The 19,280-nt window shown below is 73.8% G+C and carries 17 protein-coding genes; 6 read left to right on the top strand and 11 right to left on the bottom strand.

Annotation, left to right across the window (positions count from 1 at the left end):
• Positions 1–62 precede the first annotated feature (62 nt).
• Complete coding sequence (locus BJY16_RS17540; protein ID WP_185040486.1) at positions 63–752, top strand: TetR/AcrR family transcriptional regulator; 690 nt, start codon at positions 63–65, stop codon at positions 750–752.
• 704 nt (positions 753–1,456) lie between these two features.
• Here BJY16_RS17540 and BJY16_RS17545 read toward each other — a convergent pair.
• The 3 genes from BJY16_RS17545 to BJY16_RS17555 are packed head-to-tail and all read right to left on the bottom strand — an operon-like array spanning position 1,457 to position 3,415.
• Complete coding sequence (locus tag BJY16_RS17545) at positions 1,457–2,680, bottom strand: NYN domain-containing protein (RefSeq protein ID WP_185040487.1); 1,224 nt, start codon at positions 2,678–2,680, stop codon at positions 1,457–1,459.
• Positions 2,681–2,728: 48 nt separating this feature from the next.
• Positions 2,729–3,001 carry a GlsB/YeaQ/YmgE family stress response membrane protein gene (locus BJY16_RS17550; protein WP_185040488.1) on the bottom strand — a complete coding sequence of 91 codons (273 nt, stop codon included), beginning with the start codon at positions 2,999–3,001 and terminating at the stop codon, positions 2,729–2,731.
• 36 nt (positions 3,002–3,037) lie between these two features.
• Positions 3,038–3,415 carry a YccF domain-containing protein gene (locus tag BJY16_RS17555; protein ID WP_239177508.1) on the bottom strand — a complete coding sequence of 126 codons (378 nt, stop codon included), beginning with the start codon at positions 3,413–3,415 and terminating at the stop codon, positions 3,038–3,040.
• Positions 3,416–3,507: 92 nt separating this feature from the next.
• Between BJY16_RS17555 and BJY16_RS17560 the strand changes: the two genes are divergently transcribed.
• Positions 3,508–4,002, top strand: a complete 495-nt coding sequence (locus BJY16_RS17560) for a hypothetical protein (RefSeq protein WP_221501988.1) — start codon at positions 3,508–3,510, stop codon at positions 4,000–4,002.
• Positions 4,003–4,064: 62 nt separating this feature from the next.
• Here BJY16_RS17560 and BJY16_RS17565 read toward each other — a convergent pair whose 3' ends face one another.
• The gene (locus BJY16_RS17565) at positions 4,065–5,333 is read right to left on the bottom strand and encodes an alpha-hydroxy-acid oxidizing protein (RefSeq protein WP_185040490.1); all 1,269 of its coding nucleotides are present in this window, start codon (positions 5,331–5,333) and stop codon (positions 4,065–4,067) included.
• Positions 5,334–5,379: 46 nt separating this feature from the next.
• Between BJY16_RS17565 and BJY16_RS17570 the strand changes: the two genes are divergently transcribed.
• From BJY16_RS17570 to BJY16_RS17585, 4 genes are all read left to right on the top strand, one after another.
• Positions 5,380–6,843: a DNA polymerase IV gene (locus BJY16_RS17570; RefSeq protein ID WP_185040491.1), complete on the top strand. Its 1,464-nt coding sequence runs from the start codon at positions 5,380–5,382 to the stop codon at positions 6,841–6,843.
• A 222-nt stretch (positions 6,844–7,065) separates the two neighbouring features.
• The gene (gene ctaD, locus BJY16_RS17575; RefSeq protein WP_239177510.1) at positions 7,066–8,832 is read left to right on the top strand and encodes an aa3-type cytochrome oxidase subunit I; all 1,767 of its coding nucleotides are present in this window, start codon (positions 7,066–7,068) and stop codon (positions 8,830–8,832) included.
• Positions 8,833–8,945: 113 nt separating this feature from the next.
• Entirely contained in the window at positions 8,946–10,379 is a 1,434-nt protein-coding gene (locus BJY16_RS17580) for a hypothetical protein (RefSeq protein ID WP_185040492.1), read from the top strand.
• Positions 10,380–10,813: 434 nt separating this feature from the next.
• The gene (locus BJY16_RS17585) at positions 10,814–11,383 is read left to right on the top strand and encodes a TetR/AcrR family transcriptional regulator (protein ID WP_185040493.1); all 570 of its coding nucleotides are present in this window, start codon (positions 10,814–10,816) and stop codon (positions 11,381–11,383) included.
• Between the two features lie 295 nt (positions 11,384–11,678).
• Here BJY16_RS17585 and BJY16_RS17590 read toward each other — a convergent pair whose 3' ends face one another.
• From BJY16_RS17590 to BJY16_RS17620, 7 genes are all read right to left on the bottom strand, one after another.
• Complete coding sequence (locus tag BJY16_RS17590; RefSeq protein ID WP_185040494.1) at positions 11,679–12,632, bottom strand: GtrA family protein; 954 nt, start codon at positions 12,630–12,632, stop codon at positions 11,679–11,681.
• 579 nt (positions 12,633–13,211) lie between these two features.
• A complete protein-coding gene (locus tag BJY16_RS17595; protein WP_185040495.1) occupies positions 13,212–13,832 on the bottom strand; it encodes a TetR/AcrR family transcriptional regulator in 621 nt (206 codons plus the stop codon).
• Between the two features lie 298 nt (positions 13,833–14,130).
• On the bottom strand, positions 14,131–14,352 hold the full coding sequence (locus BJY16_RS17600) for a hypothetical protein (protein ID WP_185040496.1): 222 nt from the start codon (positions 14,350–14,352) through the stop codon (positions 14,131–14,133).
• Positions 14,353–14,535: 183 nt separating this feature from the next.
• A complete protein-coding gene (locus tag BJY16_RS17605; RefSeq protein ID WP_203759055.1) occupies positions 14,536–15,438 on the bottom strand; it encodes an NAD-dependent epimerase/dehydratase family protein in 903 nt (300 codons plus the stop codon).
• Positions 15,439–15,458: 20 nt separating this feature from the next.
• Positions 15,459–16,859 carry a cytochrome P450 family protein gene (locus BJY16_RS17610; RefSeq protein WP_239177512.1) on the bottom strand — a complete coding sequence of 467 codons (1,401 nt, stop codon included), beginning with the start codon at positions 16,857–16,859 and terminating at the stop codon, positions 15,459–15,461.
• A complete protein-coding gene (locus BJY16_RS17615) occupies positions 16,856–17,608 on the bottom strand; it encodes a glycosyltransferase family 2 protein (protein ID WP_185040498.1) in 753 nt (250 codons plus the stop codon). Before BJY16_RS17615 ends, BJY16_RS17610 begins: the two co-directional genes overlap by 4 nt.
• Positions 17,609–17,762: 154 nt before the next feature.
• On the bottom strand, positions 17,763–19,229 hold the full coding sequence (locus tag BJY16_RS17620; protein ID WP_185040499.1) for a class I adenylate-forming enzyme family protein: 1,467 nt from the start codon (positions 19,227–19,229) through the stop codon (positions 17,763–17,765).
• Positions 19,230–19,280: the final 51 nt, after the last annotated feature.

The following is a 19,280-nucleotide window of genomic DNA, read 5'->3' on the forward strand; positions in this document are numbered from 1 at the left end:
TAGGTAATAACTTAGGACGCCCCTTCCGGCCCGGGCAAGAGGCAGTTGATAGGAAAGAACCCGTGAACAGCGCCCCGCCCCCACCGGAACCCGGCCTCGCCCCGGGCCGCCCGGCAAGCTCCCCGTCGCGCCGCCGCGACCGGGCCCGGCTGCCCGCCGCCGAGCGCCGCCGGCAGATCCTCGACGCGACCACCCGGCTGATCGCCGAGCGCGGCTTCTGGGGCCTGTCGATGCAGGACGTCGCCGACGACTGCGGCCTCACCGTGCCGGGGTTGCTGCACCACGTCGGCTCCAAGGACAACTTGCTGGTCGCCGTCCTGGAACACCGCGACCAGGAGGACCACCGCTCCCTCGCCGCCGAGCTGGGGATCAGCCCCGAGGAGGCCGGACAAGGGGTGATCCGTGCGGAGGTCGTCGAGCGGGTTTCGCTGCCGGAGATCTGCGCGGCGCTGGTCCGGCGCAACGCCGGGCAGCCGGAGATCGTCCGGCTCTTCGCCGTGCTGGAGGCCGAGTCACTGGCCCCCGAACACCCGGCCCACGACTACTTCAAGGGGCGGCAGGACAGCACCATCGCCCAGCTGACCGCGCTGGCCAAGGACCTGACCCCGGAGCCGGAGATCCTGGCCCGCCAGATCATGGCCCTGATGGACGGCCTGCAGATCCAGTGGCTGCGCGACCCGTCCCGGATCGACCTGGTCGCCGCCTGGTCCGCCGCCGCCTCAGCCCTCTTCCCTGCCCCGAAATGGCCCTGATGGACGGCCTGCGGATCCAGTGGCTGCGCGATCCGTCCCGGATCGACCTGGTCGTCGCCGCCTCGGCTCTCTTCCCCGCCAAGAAACGGCCTTGATGGACGGCCTGCGGATCCAGTGGCTCCGCGACCCGGCCCGGATCGACCTGGTCGCCGCCGCCTCAGCTCTCTTCCCCGCCCCGAAATGGCCCTGATGGACGGCCTGCGGATCCACTGGCTGCGCGACCCGGCCCATATCGACCTGGTCGCCGCCGCCTCAGCCCTTCTCCCCGCCCCGAAGTAGCCGCCCGGCTCAGCGGCGCGTCGTCCACATCAGCGCGTTGTCCACAGGCCGGTCCCGCGAGTTCCCGTTTCCGCGCCACACTGTCTTCGGGCGGCTCCCCCTGGGTGGGAGGGGTCTGGGAAGTGGCCGGATCGCTCCGGCTCCGGCTCCGGGGGTGCCGCGAGGTCGGCGCGGGTCCGGGCCGCGGGCGCGCCTGCGGGTCTCGGCTGGCTCTCCAGGGTGTCTCGGGCACCCCGAGACACCCTGGAGAACCAGCCGGCAGCGGGACCGCGTCACGGCCCTGACCAAGGCGAGCCTCGCGTGGGGAGGCGCGGGCGCGATGGCCGCGGCGGGGCTTGCGTGGGGAGGCGCGGGCGGGATGGGCGGGGCGGGGCTTGCGGGGGTGGGCGACGGGCGGGGCGCTCCGGGCGTACCGGAAAGGGGTTTCAGGCGGCGCCGAGCCAGGAGCGGACCTCGGCTGTCTCCTCGTCGCTGAGGGCGATGGCGGCGGCCTCGGCGCGGTTCAGCACGTTGTCGGCGAAGGCGGAGGCGATCTCGGCGGCCGCGGGTGGCGGCTGGCGGTAGAGCGGCGCGCCGCCGAACGCGGTGCCCCGGGTGACGAAGGCGATGGCGCTGCGGCTCACGTCGACGCCCTGCGCGGCCAGCTGGTCGCGGGCCCAGCGGGTCGCCTCGGTGAGGTTGAAGTGGTGGCCGGCGGCGTACTCGGCGAGCGACTGGTAGACCGGCGGCCACATCTCGCGGGGCAGGCGGGGCAGGCTGAGCAGCGCGCAGAGGCGGCCGACCGGCTCCGGCGCGGGGCCGGTGCTGATCCCGGATTCGGGGGGCTCGTGCCGGGCCGCGTCCCAGACGAAGTGGTTGGAGAATTTCGCGCTGGGCAGGGCCAGGCTCTCCAGGGCGCGGACGAACCCGCCGTTGCCGAACCAGTTGGTCTCGTCGACGCTCGGGCCGAGCTGCCGGCGCAGGTCGTGGGCGAGCGAGGCCAGGTTGAGCGGGCCGGTCGCCGCGGTGTAGCGCCAGGTGACCAGGTCACGGAACTGCTCGTAGGAGACCGGGGTGGCCGGGTCGCCGGGGGACACCGGCGCCTCGTCGCTCTCCACCGGCTCGCCCTGCACCAGTTCGAGCAGCTCCTGGCTGGTGATCAGCCGGTCGGCGACCGCGGTGAACGCCTCGGCCGCGTCCGACGGCGAGACGATCGTGGTCCGCCGGTCGGCCCGGCGCAGCCGGACCAGCAGCGGCGTCATGTCGGAGTCGCCGGACGCGATCACGAACTCCTCGAACGACACCGGGTCGGCGAGCGCGTCGACCGCGTCGACCACCATCCGGATGTCCGCGGCGTTCTTGGTGTGGGTCAGCCGCGGGCAGTCGATCACCTCGAAGCCGGCGTTCACGAAGAACGGGCGGAACTGCGAGTAGTACAGCCGCTGCTGGGTGGCGCCGGTGTCCGGGTTGGGCACCCAGCCGCCCGGGTTCATGTAGCAGCGCAGGATCAGCCAGCGACGGGGGCCGTCCACGGTCAGCGACGTGGTCAGCCGGACCAACCACGAGGCCGGGTCCTTGGCGAACTGGATCGCCACGTCCGGGTCCTGCTTGATCAGTCCGCTGAACACGTTGTCGAAGTCCAGGTAGAGTGCGGCGCGTACGCGGGCCATGACCGTGAACCTACCGCGCCCGCGCCGCGCCGTCTCTCAGGCGAGCGATTATCCGATCTTGCGCCGGGCGCCGGCGCCGGAGACCAGCGCCACCCCGGCCGCGGCCAGGCCGACCTGCAGGCCCAGCTCGATCCAGTCGATGCCCGGCGTCTCGTCGACGCCGAAGAGCGCCGCGAGGAACGTGCCGAGGATCCCGGCCACCACGCCGACCAGCAGGGTGGCCCAGATCGGGATGCTCTGCTTGCCGGGCACCACCAGGCGGCCCAGCGCGCCGATGATCAGGCCGAAGACGATGCCGGTGAAGATGCCGTTGATTTCCATCTCAGCTCCTGTCCGTGCTCCGGGAAGGGGTGCCGCTCAGTCCACGTCGACGATCTCCCGGCCGAGCGGCCAGAACGCCACGGGGACCAGCTTGAAGTTGGCGATCCCGAACGGGATGCCGATGATCGTCACGCACAGCGCGATGCCGGCGGTCAGGTGCGCCAGCGCGATCCACCAGCCGAACAGGACCACCCAGAGGATGTTCGCCAGGCCGGAGCCGACCCCGGCGCCCGGGCGGGACACCACGGTGCGGCCGAACGGCCAGAGCGAGTAGAGCGCCAGGCGGCCCGCGGCGACGCCGAACGGGATGGTGATGATCAGGACGAAGCAGATCAGGGCCGCGAAGCCGTAGCCGATGGCGAGCAGGAAACCGCCGCCGAAGATGAACCACAGGACATTGAGGAGGAAGCGCACCCGCTCAGCATGAACCCGGGTGGCCACCCTTAGGGGTCAGCCGTTCCGCCAAGGTCGCACACTCCGGACGCCGGGCCGGGCCGGATCCCGGGTTGAGTGCTGTCGTGCAGCTCGCCCAGGTGCTCGACGTCCTCCAGGAACTCCACATCGCCGGCGGCCATCCGGAGATCGCCGAGGTGGCCCGGTTCGGCGCGGACGGTGTGCCCGGCGGGCCGTCGCCGGCCGGGCTGCGGATCCGCTACGTGACCGGGTCGGAGGCGTACCTGTGGGGTGCGGTCTGGCCGGGCGAGACGGCGATGCCGGTGCCGGAGGTGCTGCCACCGCCGAGCCGGCGCGCGATGCGGGCCGCGGCTTTCGCCGCGCGGCTGCTGGAGGCGGCCCGGCCGGCCGGCTTCCGGGCCTGGGAGCTGGTCGCGCTGCCCGATCTGGGACCGGTCGGCGAGCGCGGCAAGGTGCCGCTCGGCTTGCGGATCACCGCGGCTGACGGTACGTCCGTGCTGCTCCGCGCGACAGCGGCCGGCGGCCCCACGGTGGAGCCGGACACCGAGCCGTACCCGGACTACCGGATCCCCGGGACGGCTCGGTAGCCGCCGGTCCCGACCGTCCGCCGCTCATCGCCGCGCCGGCGCCGCCGGTGGTCGGTAACCGGTCAGGCGGGCTGTTCCCGGACCAGCTCGCGGGTGATCGAGGCGATGTCCCGGGCGCCGGTCAGGGCCATCGTCAGGTCCAGCTCGGCGACCACGTTGCGGATCACCTCGGCCACGCCGTGCGCGCCGGCCAGCGCGAAGCCGTACAGGTGCGGGCGGCCGAGCAGGACCGCGTCGGCGCCCAGGGCGAGCGCGGTGAAGACGTCCGCGCCGGTGCGGATCCCGCTGTCCAGCAGCAGCGTCGGCTCCGGCCCGAGCGCCGCCCGGATCTCCACCAGGGCGTCCAGCGACGCCACCGCGTTGTCCACCTGCCGCCCGCCGTGGTTCGACACCACCAGCGCGTCCACCCCGATCGCGAAGGCACGCCGGGCGTCCTCGACATCCAGGATCCCTTTGAGTACGACCGGAAGGCTGGTCCGCCGTTTCAGCGTGGCCAGGTGCTCCCAGCTGAGGCCGGGGTTGGAGTAGATGTCGAGGAACGTCTCGACGCTGGCCCGGGGCAGCGGCGACCGCAGGTTCGCCCAGAACGACCCCGGGTGGTTGCGGGACATCGCGAGCAGCGCCCGGATCGCGCCGAGCGTCACCTTCGGCCGCTCCTGCGGCTGCCGGGCCCGCTCCGCGGCGATCTCCTGGAACACCGGGTCGGAGGTGTACTGCGCGATGCCCAGGCCCTTGGCGAACGGCAGCGAGCCCAGGTTCAGGTCCTGCGGCCGCCAGCCCAGCACCGTGGTGTCCAGGGTGACCACCAGCGCGCCGGCGCCGATCGCCTCGGCCCGCGCGATCAGGCTGTCCACCAGCCGCTCGTCCTTGCTCCAGTAGAGCTGGAACCAGCGCGGCGTGTCGCCCATCGCGGCCGCGCACTCCTCCATCGGGTTGCAGCCCTGGTTGGAGAAGACGTACGGGGTCCCGGTCGCGGCCGCCCCGGTGGCGATCGCCAGGTCCGAGTCCTTGCCCATCAGCGCGCCGGCACCGACCGGGGCGAGCAGCAGCGGGCTGGTCAGCCGGGTGCCGAGCACCTCGGTGGACAGGTCCCGGTCGACCGCGCCGGCCGCCATCCGGGGCACGATCGCCCACCGGTCGAAGGCCGCCCGGTTGCGCCGCATGGTCCGCCCCTCGCCCGCGCCGCCGGCCACGTAGGCCCAGGCCTCGGCGCTGCTGGCGCGGCGCGCGCGGCGCTCCAGCTCGGCGAAGTCGGTCGGCACCACCGGGCGGCGGCCCAGCGTGCCGGCCCGGTAGACGGTCGACTGACGAACCAATCCGGCGTCCCGCATCGCCAGTCTCCTTAACTTGTCGTACCCGCTGCGTAGGCTGCGGTTCGTGAGGGGGGATCCGAGCATTCTGCACGTGGACCTGGATGCGATGTTCGCCGCGGTCGAGCAGCGCGACAAGGTCTCCCTGCGCGGAAAACCCGTGGTGGTCGGTGGGCTGGCCGGCCGGGGCGTGGTCGCCACCGCGTCGTACGAGGCGCGCGCCTTCGGCGTGCACTCGGCGATGCCGATGTCCCAGGCGCGCCGCCGCTCGCCGCCCGGCACCGCCTACCTGACGCCCCGCTTCGCGGCGTACAAGCGGACCAGCGAGGTGGTGATGCGCCTGCTCGGCGAGGTGTCGCCGCTGGTCGAGCAGGTCAGCATCGACGAGGCCTACGTCGACCTGGCGGTCACCGGCCACGACCTGAGCACCGCCGGGGTGACCGGGCTGGCCCGGCGGATCAAGGCGGAGATCGCCGCGGCCACCGGCGGGGTGACCGGCTCGATCGGCGCCGCCTCCTCCAAGCTGCTGGCGAAAATCGGTTCCGACCTGCACAAGCCGGACGGGCTCACGGTGGTGCCGGCCGGGCAGGAGCTGGCCGTGCTGCACCCGCTCCCGGTGAAACGGCTGGGCGGCGTCGGCCCGGCCACCGAGCAGCGGCTGCACCGCTCCGGCGTGCGCACCGTCGGCGACCTGGCCCGGGTGCCGCTGGACGACCTGATCGACTGGTTCGGGACGGCGCACGGGCACGGGCTGTTCCGGCTGGCCCGGGCACAGGACGACCGGCCGGTGGTGAGCGAGCGGGAGGCCAAGTCGGTGTCGGCGGAGGAGACGTTCGACGTCGACCTGACCGATCCGGTGCGGCTCAACCGGGAGCTGGACCTGCTGTCCGCGCGGGTGGCCGGGCGGTTGCGGGCCGGCGGGCTGACCGGCCGCACGGTGAACATCAAGGTGCGCCACCACGACTTCACCACGGTGACCCGGGCGGTCACCCGGGACCAGCCGACCGACGACGGGCGGCTGGTGGCGCAGCTGGCCCGGCGGCTGCTGGCCGAGGTGGACACGTCGGGCGGGATCCGGCTGCTCGGGGTCGGGGTGTCGACGCTGGCCGACTTCGCCCAGGACGACCTGTTCGCCGGCGCGTTCCCGGAGTTCGCCGCGACGCTCGCCGGGCCGGCCGAGTTCCCGGTGGCGGAGCCGGGCGCGGTGAGCGGCGGGGCGGGGGCCACGGCGGCGGCCGCGGTCGACCTGAGACCGGCGGTGGACGGGGAGCGGCCGGCTGATTCGGAGAGGGGCGCGACCACCGGAGGCGCCTTGGAGGGGCCGCCGCCGGTGTGGCGGACCGGGCAGGACGTGCGGCACGACGAGCACGGGGTCGGCTGGGTCTGGGGGAGTGGGCTCGGGCTGGTGACGGTGCGGTTCGAGGGGCCGCTGACCGGGCCGGGGCCGGTGCGGACGTTCCCGGTCGGGGATCCGCGGCTGCATCCCACCGACCCGCCGGACTGGACCGGGGCCGGGGCGGCCGGCGGCTGACGCGGCGGCGTGGGGGTCGAGCCACGGGACTGTGCCCAGGGCGTACGGCAAACGGGGGTTGATCTTGGGGGTGGGGTGACGGGGTGAGCCGGCGCGGTCTGCCGGGATGTGCGGATGGTGCTTCTCGGCGGGGTTGACCGGAAACGAGGGGTGTGGCGCGGGTTGGCAAGGCGATTTGCGGGGAGTACGAACAGTTCGAGTGCGTCCTCGCAGGAGGCCTGAATGACGACCACCGCACCACGTCCCGTCCAGACCCGGCCGCATCCGGTCCGCCGGTCGGTGCGCGGGTCGTGGCTGGCCCGGACCATCCGCACCACCGATGCCAAGCAGATCGGCATCATGTACATGGTCACCGCCTTCGGGTTCTTCGTCGTGGGCGGGTTCATGGCGCTGCTGATGCGCGCCGAGCTGGCCCGGCCGGGGATGCAGGTGGTCTCGCCGGAGCAGTACAACCAGCTGTTCACCATGCACGGCACGATCATGCTGCTGCTGTTCGCGACGCCGATCCTGTTCGCCTTCGCGAACTTCGTGGTGCCGATCCAGATCGGCGCGCCGGACGTGGCGTTCCCCCGGCTGAACGCGTTCGCCTACTGGCTGTACCTGTTCGGCGGGACGATCGCGGTGGCCGCGTTCGCGACACCCGGCGGCGCCGCCGACTACGGCTGGACCGCCTACGTGCCGCTCAGCGGCGGGGTGCACTCGCCCGGCATCGGCGGCAACATGTGGGTGGTCGGCCTGGCGCTGTCCGGGCTCGGCACCATCCTCGGCGCGGTCAACATGATCACCACGATCCTCTGCCTGCGCGCGCCCGGGATGACCATGTTCCGGATGCCGATCATGACGTGGAACATCCTGCTCACCAGCCTGCTGGTGGCGCTGGTCTTCCCGTTCCTGGCGGCGACGCTGTTCGCGCTGGCCGCCGACCGGATCCTGAACGCGCAGGTGTTCAACGTGAACACCGGCGGGCCGATGCTCTGGCAGCACCTGTTCTGGTTCTTCGGCCATCCCGAGGTCTACGTGGTGGCGCTGCCGTTCTTCGGGATCATCACCGAGGTGATCCCGGTGTTCAGCCGCAAGCCGGTGTTCGGCTACAAGCCGCTGGTCGCCGCCACGCTGCTGATCTCCGGGCTGTCGATGAGCGTGTGGGCGCACCACATGTTCGCCACCGGGCAGGTGCTGCTCCCGTTCTTCAGCCTGCTCAGCTACCTGATCGCGGTGCCCACCGGGATGAAGTTCTTCGTCTGGATCGGCACCATGTGGCGCGGGCAGATCTCCTTCGAGACGCCGATGATGTTCGCGCTCGGGTTCATGGTGACGTTCCTGCTCGGCGGGCTGACCGGGGTGCTGCTGGCGTCGCCGCCGGTCGACTTCCACGTGCACGACTCGTACTTCGTGGTGGCGCACTTCCACTACGTGCTGTTCGGGACGATCGTGTTCGCCGTCTTCTCCGGGATCTACTTCTGGTTCCCGAAGATGTTCGGGCGGATGCTCGACGACCGGCTCGGCAAGGTGCATTTCTGGCTGACCTTCATCGGCTTCCACATGACCTTCCTGGTGCAGCACTGGCTGGGCACCGAGGGGATGCCCCGGCGCTACGCCGACTACCTGTCCACCGACGGGTTCACCACGCTGAACACCTGGTCGACGATCGGCTCGTTCATCCTCGGGGCGGCGACGCTGCCGTTCCTCTACAACGTGTGGAAGTCGTACCGGGCGGGGCAGCCGGTGACCGTGGACGACCCGTGGGGGCACGGGAACTCGCTGGAGTGGGCCACCTCGTGCCCGCCGCCGCTGCGGAACTTCGACCGGATGCCGCGGATCCGGTCGGAGCGGCCGGCGTTCGACGCGAAGTTCCCGGAGCTGGCGGTGTCGGCGGAAGGCGGGACGCCGGAAGAGGGGTCGCTGGTGAAGGGGGAGAATCCGGCGCTCGACGACGACCCGAACGTGGCCCGGTCGTCCGGCGACAAATCGGTCCAAGACGGTAAATAGCAGCATTTGCCGGTATCACCGGATGGCGCGGGAGTGCGGAAGCGGCCGTAGCCGGACAGAGCGGGCGTCCGATGAAAGGTCGGACAGTTTCTCTCCACCGGTAAGGACGCTTCATGCCGCTCGGCCGCCCTCACTCCCTCAGCGCCGCCACCGCCGCCGCCCTCGCGGCCCTGACGGTGCCCGCGACACCCGCCGCGGCCGGCAGCGCCGCCTGCACCCTCGGGTCGTTCAGCGCCACCTCCCAGGCCGACCTCGCGAAGATCACCGTGCTCGACCCGGGACCGCTCGCCCCCGGCCTGCCGGCCCTCGCCGACGTCCGGCTCGCCCCGGCGCACAGCGACGTCGACACCGGCCGGCGGCTCGGCAAGACCCGGGCCACGGCCGGCTACGCCGACGGCCGGCTGCTCGGCATGCGCCTGCCCGGCCTGCCGCTGCGCGACGCCGAAGCCACCCACGTCGCCCCCGGCCAGCGGCCCGGTCCGGTCACCGTCGCGCTCGCCGCGCTGACCGCGGGCGGGCTGGCCGGGGCCGAGCTCGGCAAGGCCACCGCCGCGGCGAGCTGGGACGCCAAGTACCGGTGCGGCGGAATCGGTCCGCTGACCCGGGCGGCCACCATGGTGGAGGGGCTCAGCGTGCTCGGCGGGGGCGGCGCCGTACCGGCTCTCCGGACGGTCAGCGCCCGGACCAGCCTGCTCAAGATCGGGCCGACCGGCTCCACGCAGAGCGCCACCGACCTGGTCACGCTCGGGGGCGGGCGGGTCGGCGTGCGGTCCGGGGCCGGGCTGGCGCTCAGCGACCTGACCCTCTTCGGCGGGACCCCGCAGCAGATCACCGCGAAGGTGCTCACCCAGCCGACGCTGGAGGTGGTGGCCGGCGGCGACGAGAAGCACTCCACGGTCAGCTACCGGCCGGCCGCGCTCTCGGTCAGCTCGGCGGACGGGGCGGTGACCGGGCTGGACGGGGACCACACCAGCGTCTCGTTCAGCGTGCTCGGGCGGCTCGCCGAGAATCGGCCGGCCGCCCCGCTGGCGGTGCGGTTGTCGCTCGGTGAGCCGGTCCAGCGGGTCGCAGGGGCGTCGGCTTCGGCCTCGGTGGCTTCGCTGCGGGTCGAGGTGAGGGTGGGGGCGGCGCATCTGCTGGACGCGGCGATCGGGTATCTGTCGGTGGCGGCTACCGCGCCGAGCCGGGTGGGGGCTTCGGTGCCGCGTCAGCAGGTGTCCGATTCTGATTCGCCGTCCGACTCCTCTGCTCCCGGTTCGTCGCCCTCCTCCGAGGGTCCGGATTCCTCCGCCGGCGCTCCCGGCCACCGGTCGGCTCCGCGGGCCGTCGCCCAGCACACCTCGCCGGCCGATCCGGCTGCGGGCCGCGACGCGACCTCCGGTCCGCTCGTCGCCGGAGGCACCCCCGATTCGGGTACGCCCTCCGTCGCCGGCCTCGCCCTCACCGGGGCGAACGTGGCGGCGGTCGGGCTCGGCGGGGTGTCGTTGATCGTGGTCGGTCTGGGGGCGTTGTTCCTGACCCGGCGGCGGCGCGGGGCCGGGCACTGATACTCGGCCGGTCCCGCTGGGCTCCGCGCCAGGCTCGGTGGGACCGGCCGTTCCACTCGGCTGGTCGTTCCCTCGCTCCGCGCGTGTCTCGCGACGTGGCGCGAAACGGCCGGGCGTGGGTGGTTGCCTTCCGCCGCCGGACATGGTTGTGTCCGCGTCTACGCCGACCTTTGTTCCGTTGTGCCGGGTGGACGCCGCAGGCCCGCTCGGTAGCCGCTCCGGCGGTCGGCCGCCGCCTCACGGACGTGGGGATTCGCTCCGGCGGCCGGCCGCCGGTATTTCCCGGATGGCCCGCTCGCCTCTCCCGGGTCGGCCCACCCGCCTCTTTCCAGGTGCGCGCTGGCCGTGACCGATTCTGACCGGGCCGGAGGGCTCGGGGAAGAGTGCCGATGGGGCCGGTGGGCAGTTGTGGATCCGGCCATAAGATTGATCTCGTGCCAGCGCAGAACCTCCCGCCTCGGGACGCGATCCGTCGAGCGGCCGGCGACTTGTTCGTCCGGGACGGGTACGGCGCCACCACGGTCCGGGCCATCGCGGCGGCGGCCGGGTGCGATCCGGCACTGGTGATCCGGCACTTCGGATCCAAGGAAGGGCTGTTCCTCGCCACCGTCTCGGTCTCCGGCGACCTCACCGGGATCCTGACCGGCCCGCTCGAGTCGATCGGCCGCGAGCTGGTCCGTTACGTCCTGAACGGCGCCGGCAGCCCGGTCGCCGGCGTCTACCGGGCGTTGCTGAGCGCCTCCGACCGCCCGGAGATCAAAGAACGCCTCCGAGCCTCCATGCACGATGTCTTCGTCGGCCCGCTCGCCGAGCGCATCGGCGGCGCCCGGCCGGAACTCCGGGCCCGCTTGGCCGCCGCCCAGTTCGCCGGCCTGATCAACGCCTGCTGGCTGGTCGGCGATCCGGTCCTCGCCCAGGCCGACCACGACGCCGTGATCTCCCTCTACGGCGACGCCATCCAGCGTCTGCTCACCTGCGAGGACCCGCCCCCGTCCGCCGGCTGACGGCCGCTGCGGGCCGAGCGCGAGGGGGACGGTTCGGGCGGGGAGGGCCATGCGAAGGCCGTCCGGCTTGATACCTCCGCATGGCCCTCCCCGCCCGAACCTGCCTGCTCACCGGGGCTGCCGCGGTTTGCGGAAGTGGACGAGGCGCGCGGCTTTCGCCGGCCGCCGGCCCGGTACCGGCTGGTTCTGGCCGGACCGTGAGGCGCGCTCAATGGCCACCGGAGAGAGCGGTCCAGGCCATCCCGCCGCCGGGTGGACTCACCGCTGGAGGTGCTGGTGGGGGCTTGGAGCCGAGTTAGCTGCGGGCGGTGAGGTGCTGGCGGCGGTTGCGGTGCCAGGTGCGGAGGCGGCCCGGTGGGCGTTGGTTGAGGACGCCGGTGTTGCCGTGGCTGGTGCAGAGCCGGGCGGTGGGGATCGGGGCCAGCGTGCCGAGGCAGGCGAGGGCGGCGCTGATGTTGCCGGTGGTCGGGAAGGCCGGGAAGGTCGTCGGGGAGAACGGCTCACCCGTGGTCCCCGGTTCCGCCGAGCTTGCCCATTGCGGCTTGGGCTCGGTGGCGGCGGTTGCCGGGGCGCTGTTCGGGCGGAAGCGACGCGGGCGGCGGCTGACCGCGTTGCGGCGATCAGGTGGTGTCGTGACGGTCGCTTCGGTCGCGGCGGTGGTGGTCACGCCGGCTTCGGTCGCGACGGCGGTCACGCAGGCTTCGGTCGCGACGGCGGTCACGCCGGCTTCGGGTGCGGTCGTGAGGGTCGCGCCGGCTTCGGCTGCACCCGGGATCTCGGCCAGGGCCGGTGCTGGGGTGGCGGGGGTGTGGCGGCGCGCGGCGAAGACCCAGCTTCGGAGGATGAGGTAGCGGGCGCCGCCTACCAGGCTGCCGGTCAGGGCCAGGATCAGGGACTCGGTGAGGGCGGAGGGGTGCGGGCCGGCGATGGCGGCGAACCACGGGGACGCGGCCAGGTTGGCTAGGTAGACGACGACCGAGGTGAGGCCGGCTTCCCAGTGCAGGCGGGCGATCGCGGAGGTGGTGACGTTGAAGGTGATGCGGCGGTGGGCCTCGGTGTTGACCGGGGTGACCACCAGCAGCGCCAGCCAGCTTGCCCAGGTGGCGGCGACCACCTCGCGGACGGAGACGTAAACGATCGTCTGCAGGACCGTGCTCAGTGCGCCGACCAGCATGAACCAGAGGAGCTGGCGGGGCACGGTCGCGTTCCACGCGGGTGGGCGGGCGAGCCGTCCGGACGGACTTGGCATGACTGAACGCTTTCGGACAGCGATGGTTACCGCCGTAGTGTCAACACCGTTGACGACCCATGTCAACGACGTTGACACCGTGATGCGGGTTACCCTGCGCCATCGCTCGGTGGCGGTATGAGGTGGCTTCTGTCCGTTTTCGCGGACCGGTTCAGGGTAGAAGATGCCGTTTTGCCGGGGCGCTACGCCGCGCTCGCCACACTGGCGGCCGGGGGATCTGCAACCTTGCCGTTATCCGGCCGTTTCCGATCGGCGACGCGGCAACTCGGGTCCGATGGGCGCGGCAGATCCCTCGCCGATCGGTGCCGCTCCGGCTCGGTTCCGAGCGGCCCCGGCACAGCCCTCGGTCGGTCGACGCTGCTTGGGCTCGGGGCGGGTGGCCCGGCGGATGTTCCTCGGGCTGCGCGGGTCTGGGAGATTCCTCCACCCTCGGCGATGCGCGGCTCAGGGGACGAGCGGATCCGGCATCTTGTCCCGACGGGTTGCGGCTTCCAGGTGCGGCGGCACTTCGGCGTCCATTGGCCTATGGGGGTTGGGGCTCGGGAAGCCCGGCGACGGGGGGATCGCCGGGCGGGCCGGTCAGGTTTGGGGGAGGCGGGGGACGTGGCCGGTCAGGGCCAGGTCGACGAGCTGGTTGACGGTGTGGCGGTGCAGGGCGGCGGGGCGGCCGCTGAGGCGGTAGGCGACCAGGCCGTGCCACAGGTCCAGCAGGGCGTCGATGTCGATGTCGGCCGGGAGGTCGCCGCGGGCGATGCCGCGCTGGAGGACGTTGCGGGCGATGTCGCGGCGTGGGGTGAGGACCTGTTCGCGGAGACGGGTGAGGGTGCCCGGGTCGTCGTGGGTGGCGGCGACCAGCAAGGTCATCGTGCGACCGTGCCCGGCGGTCAGGTATTCGATGATCATCTCGAAGAGGGCGGCCAGCTCGGCGCGGGTGTCGCCGGTGTCCGGGACCGGGGTGATCCGGGAGTGTTCCACGATCAGGTCGCTGATCAAGGCGGGTTTGTGTGGCCAGAAGCGGTAGACGGTCTTCTTCGAGACGCCGGCCCGGCTGGCTACCTCGTCGATGGTGACGCCGAGGTAGCCCGCCTCTTCGAGGAGGGCTTCGGCGGCGAAGAGGATGCGGGTGCGGGAGTGCGGGTCCGGTGGGCGGCCCCGGCGGCGGGCGGCCGGTGAGGGTTCCACGGCGCTCGTCGGGATCATGGATCTCCTCGCGGGCTTCGGGGGTGCGGCGACTCCGTGGGCGAAGCCGGTTCCTGTGGGGTGGATCCGGTTTCTCGACGAAGTCGCCCTGTGTGGGGTGGAGCCGGTGAACATCATGCCGATGTGCATGGTGGTGTCAATAAAGGAACGTTATGTTTCCTGATGAAGTCTCAAGCCTTGGAAACTCCACGAGGTTTTAGAAACTTGGCGTGTCCTTTATAAGGGGGCGCTTTTAGGGTTTTGGGCCGGTCTGTCTTATGAGGACGGTCACGTCAGCGGCCGAAACCGGCACGGGACCTCAGGGGAACGCCGGCCGCGCGACGGCTGCACCGTTCCGTAGCGGCGGCCAAGGCCGCGGCGACGGGCGCGGCCGCGCCGCGGTGATGGTCGCGGTGGTGAGGAGGCTGACGGCGACGGCGACGGGCGCGGACGCTGCCGCGGTGATGGTCGCGGTGGTGAGGAGGCTGACCGCGACCGCGACGGCGACTGCGGCGGCGGCGACGGTCGGGGCTGCGGTCATGCACGGTCACGAGTCACCCGCCTCACGGCAACGGCGGACGAGTCGCGACCACAACGGCGGGCGCGCCGGGAGGGGTGTGGTGGCCGGATGAGCGGCAAGGATCGGCTGGGCCTGAAAACGGCCGCCGAGGGGAGGTTCCTATCTTCCTAGGATGCACTAGAGGGTGCTAGGCAGGGCTCGGGGTCAGGCGGTACGGGTGGCGGCGGAAGCGGCGGGGTGGGTGGCTAGGTAGTCCGGGAACGAGCGGGTGGGGTGCCAGCCCTGGGCGCGGGCTCGGGAGATGTCCAGGACTACCGGGGCGGTCAGTTGTTCGAGGGCGTACCGGGAAAGGGTGGGCTCCTGGCGGGTCAGGCGGGAGAGTGCGGTGGACAGGGCGGCGGCGGCTCGGGTCACCGGGATGGGGACGTGCCGGACCGGGACGCCGCAGACCGCCGCGATGGTGGCGTCGCGGCTGTACGGGATGGCGTCAGCGATGTTGTAGGCGCCGGGCGGCCAGGCTCGGGCGGCCAGGCAGGCGTCGGCGAGGTTTTCGACGGCGGTGAGGCTGAGCTGGATGTCTGGGCCGGGCATCAGGACGCGGCCGCCGCGCACGGCCCGGCGCAGGCGGGGAAGCAGGTGCGGGTCGCCGGGCCCGTAGACGGCCCGGGGGCGGAGGACGACCGCTCCGGCGGCCAGGGCCAGGCTTTCGCCGGCGGCCTTGGTTCTTCCGTACGCGGTGAGCCCGCCCCGCGGATGATCCTCCCGGATGGGGGCGGGACTGGGGGCGTAGACGCTGGCGCTGCTCACCCAGATCAGCGGGCGGTCGCCGGCGGCTTCCAGCAGGCGGGCGGTGCCGTCCACGTTGACCTGGTGGAACCGGGCGGCGGCGGCGCGTCCGGGCGGTGGGTCGCCGACCGCGGCGGCCAGGTGCACGATCAGGTCGGCGCCGGTGAGGTCGGGGACGGTTCGGGTGGCGTCCCACGGTCGGTGTTCGCCGAGCGGCCCGGGGCGGCGGCCGAGACAGATGACCTGGGCGCCGGCTGCGGCGGCGGCCCGGGCCACGGCGGAACCGCAGAAGCCGCTCGCCCCGGTGACCGCGACCCGCATCCCGCGCCATGGTCCGGGGGTCATCGGGTGGGGGCCAGGATCAGGCGGGACCAGCCGGGGAGGGCGCTGCGGCGGTCGACCCGGGCGGCGGTCACTCGCGGGCGGTGCCGGGCCAGGGCCTGGAGGGCGTCGGCGATCTGGAGCCGGGCCAGGCGGGCGCCGGGGCAGGCGTGCGAGCCGGCGCCGAAGACCAGCTGGGCGACCTGGGGTGGGGCCGGGGCGGCGGGGCACGGGTCGGTGCGGTGCGCGTCGACGGCGTGGCGGGCCACCAGGATCAGCCGGTCGCCGGCGTCGACCGGGCAGGAGCCGAGTGTGCCGGGGGCGGCGGCTACCCGCGGGAGCAGCGGGGTCGGGGCGGTGACCCGGAGGAGTTCCGAGGTGAGGGCATCCGGGGCGGACTCGGCGTAGGCCCACAGGTCGGCGTCGGCGCACCAGGCCGCGGCCCGGGGCAGGGCGGCCACGGTGGTGTTGACCGCGGCGACGGCGAGCATCGCGGCGAGCGCGGACCCGTCCGCGGAAGCGGAAGCAGAAGCAGGAGCGGGAGCGGAAGCGGAAGCACAGGCCGAGGCGGTGGCGGAGGGAGAAGCGAACGCCGAGGTGGGGGAGTCGGTGGAAGCGGACGCCGGGGTGGGGCAGGTGGAGGGCTGGGTGAGCAGGTCGGTGAGGTGGGCGGTCGCGGTTCGGGCGGCGCGGCGGGCGCCGGGGCGGGGTGGGCCGGGCAGGTGTTCGCGGGCGGCGGCGGCTGCTGCGGAGCGGGCCGCGGCGGCCAGGGCGCGGGGGTCGACGTCCGTGCCGAGCAGGGCGGCGGCGGTGGCGCCGGCCATCTCGGCGGTGACGTCGACCAGGTCGATCGGGGTGCCTTCGGCCAGGGGCGCGAGACGGCGGTCGAGCACTTCGGTCCAGATCGGACGGAGGCGCTGGACGCCTTCGGCGCTGAGCGCGTCGGCGAGACCGCGCCGGGAGCCGCGGTGGTCGGCGCCGTCCTGGTTGAACAGCAACTCGCCGCCGGTCAGGTCGCCGGCCGCGCCGCCGGTGGTGCCGGCCGCCGTGCGGTCCAGCGGGATCCTGGTCAGGCCGTCCCGGAACGCCTCCGGGGAGTGGACCAGGAGGGTGCTGCCGAGCTTCCGGACCGGGGTGCGGCGGGTGGCGGCGAGCAGGGCGAACAGCAGGGGATGGCTGGAGAGGTAAACCTGCCGGTCACGCCGCCGGGCCCGCCGCATGCCGGCGGAGGAGGGCCGCGAGGGAGAGGCGCCGGCGGAGGGCAGCGAGGGAGAGGCGCCGGCGGAGGACAGCGAGGAAGAGGTGTCGGCGGAGGACAGCGGAGGAGAGACGCCGGCGGAGGGCCCCAGCGAAGGCGGGGTGCTGGTGGCGGACGGGGGTGCGGCGGCCGGTTCGCCGGGGGGCTGCGGGATCGGGGTCATCGGACGTGCACCTCCGAGGACGTGGGCGGGCGCCACCGCCGGTCCCAGTACCAGAGCAGCGTGCGCCGCGCGCCCCAGGCCCGCAGGCGGCGCAGGCTCGCCTCGACCACCATGTCCTCGGCGCGGATGATCCGGTCGGTGTGCCGGCGGGCGCGGTTGAGCAGGGTGACATCCTCCGAGCCGGCCTCCAGGGGTTCCCGGGCGGTGCCGCCGCAGCGCCGGTAGAGGTCCGCGGTCAGGGCCAGGTTGTGGCCGTGGACCAGGACGTACGGCGTGCGGTACCCGGCCGCCCGGTGCGCGCTGCGGTACCGGCCGTAGAGCGCGGCCAGCCGGACCACGGCGGGGAAGACGTGGCGCTCGGCGAAGGACGGGTGCTCGTCGCGGCGGGGGACGCTGCGGCCGCAGGCCAGGTCGGTTCCGCCGGTCAGGTGGCGGCGGGCGGTGGCCACCCAGTCCGGGGCCGGGCGGCAGTCGGCGTCGGTGCGGGCGAGCAGGGTGGCGCCGTGCGCGATGGCGTACCGGAAACCGGTGTCCGCGGCGGTGCCGGCGCCGCGTTCCGGTTCGGTGATCACCTCGATCGGGAACGGCGCGGCGAAGTCCCGGACCACGGCCGCGGTGCCGTCGGTGGACCCGTTGTCGACCACGACCAGCGTGAAGTCGGTGTCGGTCTGGGCGGCGAGGGCACCCAGCGTGGCGCCGATCGAGGCAGCCTCGTCGAACGCGGGAACGATCACGGCGAGCGGCGTCATGACCCCACCCGGGAGCAAGCGAGCCGCGAAGAGAGAGGCCGCGCGGAGGTGGGCCGCACAGAGGCGGGCCGCGGAGGGGTGAGGCGCGCGGAGGTGGGCCGTGCGGAGGTGGGCCGCGGATGGGTGAGGCGCGCGGGGGCCGCGCGGTGCGGGGTCATCGGCCCGTCCAGGAGGAGGCCGGGTCCGCGAAGGCGGCATGGGTGGCGGCGAGGTGGGCGGCCGCGGCGCGGTCCGGTTTGCGGGAGCGGCCGGCCAGCGGGACCGGGGCGAACAGGACCCGGTCCGGGCGGGCGGCGCCCATTCGGCGCAGCGGTTCGCGCAGGGCGGCGCGGACCGCGGCCGGGTCGGCGCCCGGGGTGGTCTCGACGATCGCGACCACGTCCTCGTCGCCGTCGCCGGCCGGGACGCCGACCAGCACCGCGAGCGCGACGCCGGGGACGTGCAGGGACGGCTCGTAGAGGCCGGGATAGATGTTCTCGGCGCGGCGCAGGATCATGTCCTTGGCCCGGCCGGCCAGCACCACCCGGCGGCCGTCGAGGCGGGCGATGTCCCCGGTGGACACCCAGGGGTGCGGGTCGGCGCCGAGGTAGCGGTCGCACACCCCGGCCCCGGCCAGCCGCAGCTCGCCGGTCGGCGAGAGGTCGGCGCGGACGCCCGGCAGCAGCTCGCCGACCAGGTCGCCGTCGCCGGTATGCGCGGCTTTCTCGGTCGCTTCGACGGCGGCAGCCGGGAAGACCTCGGTCAGCGCGTAGACGCACCAGGCCTGGTCGGCGCCGGCCGCCCGGACCCGGTTGAGCAGCGTGGCGGAGACCGGTGCCGATCCACTGTAGACGCGGCCGTGGAACGGCACCCCGGCGTCCAGCGCGGCGCGCAGCTGCGGCGGCGTCAGATAGGTGGCCTGCGGGCGCAGCGTGGTCACCTGCCGGCCCAGCGTCCGCGCCCGGCGCGACGGCATGGCCACCGGCGCGCCCGCGGCCAGCGACGGGACCAGCACGAAGAACATCCCGCCGAGGATCGGCACGCCGGCCCGTGGCTGGACCAGCTCGGCGACGGAGCGCATCCCGGTCGCCAGCCCGGACCGGGTGTGCACGACCGCGCGCGGGCTCGCGGTGGTCCCGGACGTGAAGATCACCACCGCGTCGCCGTCGCCGTCGTAGGCCGGGGGTGGCGGTCCGCCGGCGGCGAGCGCGGGCGCCGAGCCGGGCAGGCGGCGGCCGACGGTGACCGTCGGGGCGAGCTCGGTCAGGTCGGGCAGGGCCAGGCCGGCCCGGCGGGCGAGCGGCGCGGCCCAGGTGGCGACCGCCTGCGCGGCCGCGTCCGCGACGATCAGCGCGGGCTTGGCCAGCCCGAGGCGGGCGCGCAGGACGTCCGGCCCGGCCGACGGGTCCAGCACGGCGACGCGCAGACCGTTCCGGTACGCCGCGAGCAGCACCGCCAGCGCCCGGGCACCCGGGCGGACGGCGATGCCGAGCGTGTCGCCGGGACGCAGGCCGTGGGCGTGCAGCGCGCCGGCGTACCGGGAAAGCAGGTGAGCGACGTCTCCCCGGGAGACCCGGCGGCGGCCCAGCAACGCCGGGGTGTCGTCGCCGGGCCGCAGGCCGGCGATCAGGTCATCGAGCACGGCGGCCTCGGGATGCGACGGGAAGGTGAGCGGGCACAGCGGCCCGGGCTG

The organism is Actinoplanes octamycinicus (genome assembly GCF_014205225.1).
GTDB lineage: Bacteria > Actinomycetota > Actinomycetes > Mycobacteriales > Micromonosporaceae > Actinoplanes > Actinoplanes octamycinicus.

Coding starts and splice junctions, on each gene's coding strand:
- BJY16_RS17545 (WP_185040487.1), bottom strand. CDS start 2,680: ATGGCCCGCGTACGCGCCGCACTCTACCTGGACTTCGACAACGTGTTC.
- BJY16_RS17550 (WP_185040488.1), bottom strand. CDS start 3,001: ATGGAAATCAACGGCATCTTCACCGGCATCGTCTTCGGCCTGATCATC.
- BJY16_RS17565 (WP_185040490.1), bottom strand. CDS start 5,333: ATGCGGGACGCCGGATTGGTTCGTCAGTCGACCGTCTACCGGGCCGGC.
- ctaD (WP_239177510.1), top strand. CDS start 7,066: ATGACGACCACCGCACCACGTCCCGTCCAGACCCGGCCGCATCCGGTC.
- BJY16_RS17580 (WP_185040492.1), top strand. CDS start 8,946: ATGCCGCTCGGCCGCCCTCACTCCCTCAGCGCCGCCACCGCCGCCGCC.
- BJY16_RS17590 (WP_185040494.1), bottom strand. CDS start 12,632: ATGCCAAGTCCGTCCGGACGGCTCGCCCGCCCACCCGCGTGGAACGCG.
- BJY16_RS17595 (WP_185040495.1), bottom strand. CDS start 13,832: ATGATCCCGACGAGCGCCGTGGAACCCTCACCGGCCGCCCGCCGCCGG.
- BJY16_RS17600 (WP_185040496.1), bottom strand. CDS start 14,352: ATGACCGCAGCCCCGACCGTCGCCGCCGCCGCAGTCGCCGTCGCGGTC.
- BJY16_RS17605 (WP_203759055.1), bottom strand. CDS start 15,438: ATGCGGGTCGCGGTCACCGGGGCGAGCGGCTTCTGCGGTTCCGCCGTG.
- BJY16_RS17610 (WP_239177512.1), bottom strand. CDS start 16,859: ATGACCCCGATCCCGCAGCCCCCCGGCGAACCGGCCGCCGCACCCCCG.
- BJY16_RS17615 (WP_185040498.1), bottom strand. CDS start 17,608: ATGACGCCGCTCGCCGTGATCGTTCCCGCGTTCGACGAGGCTGCCTCG.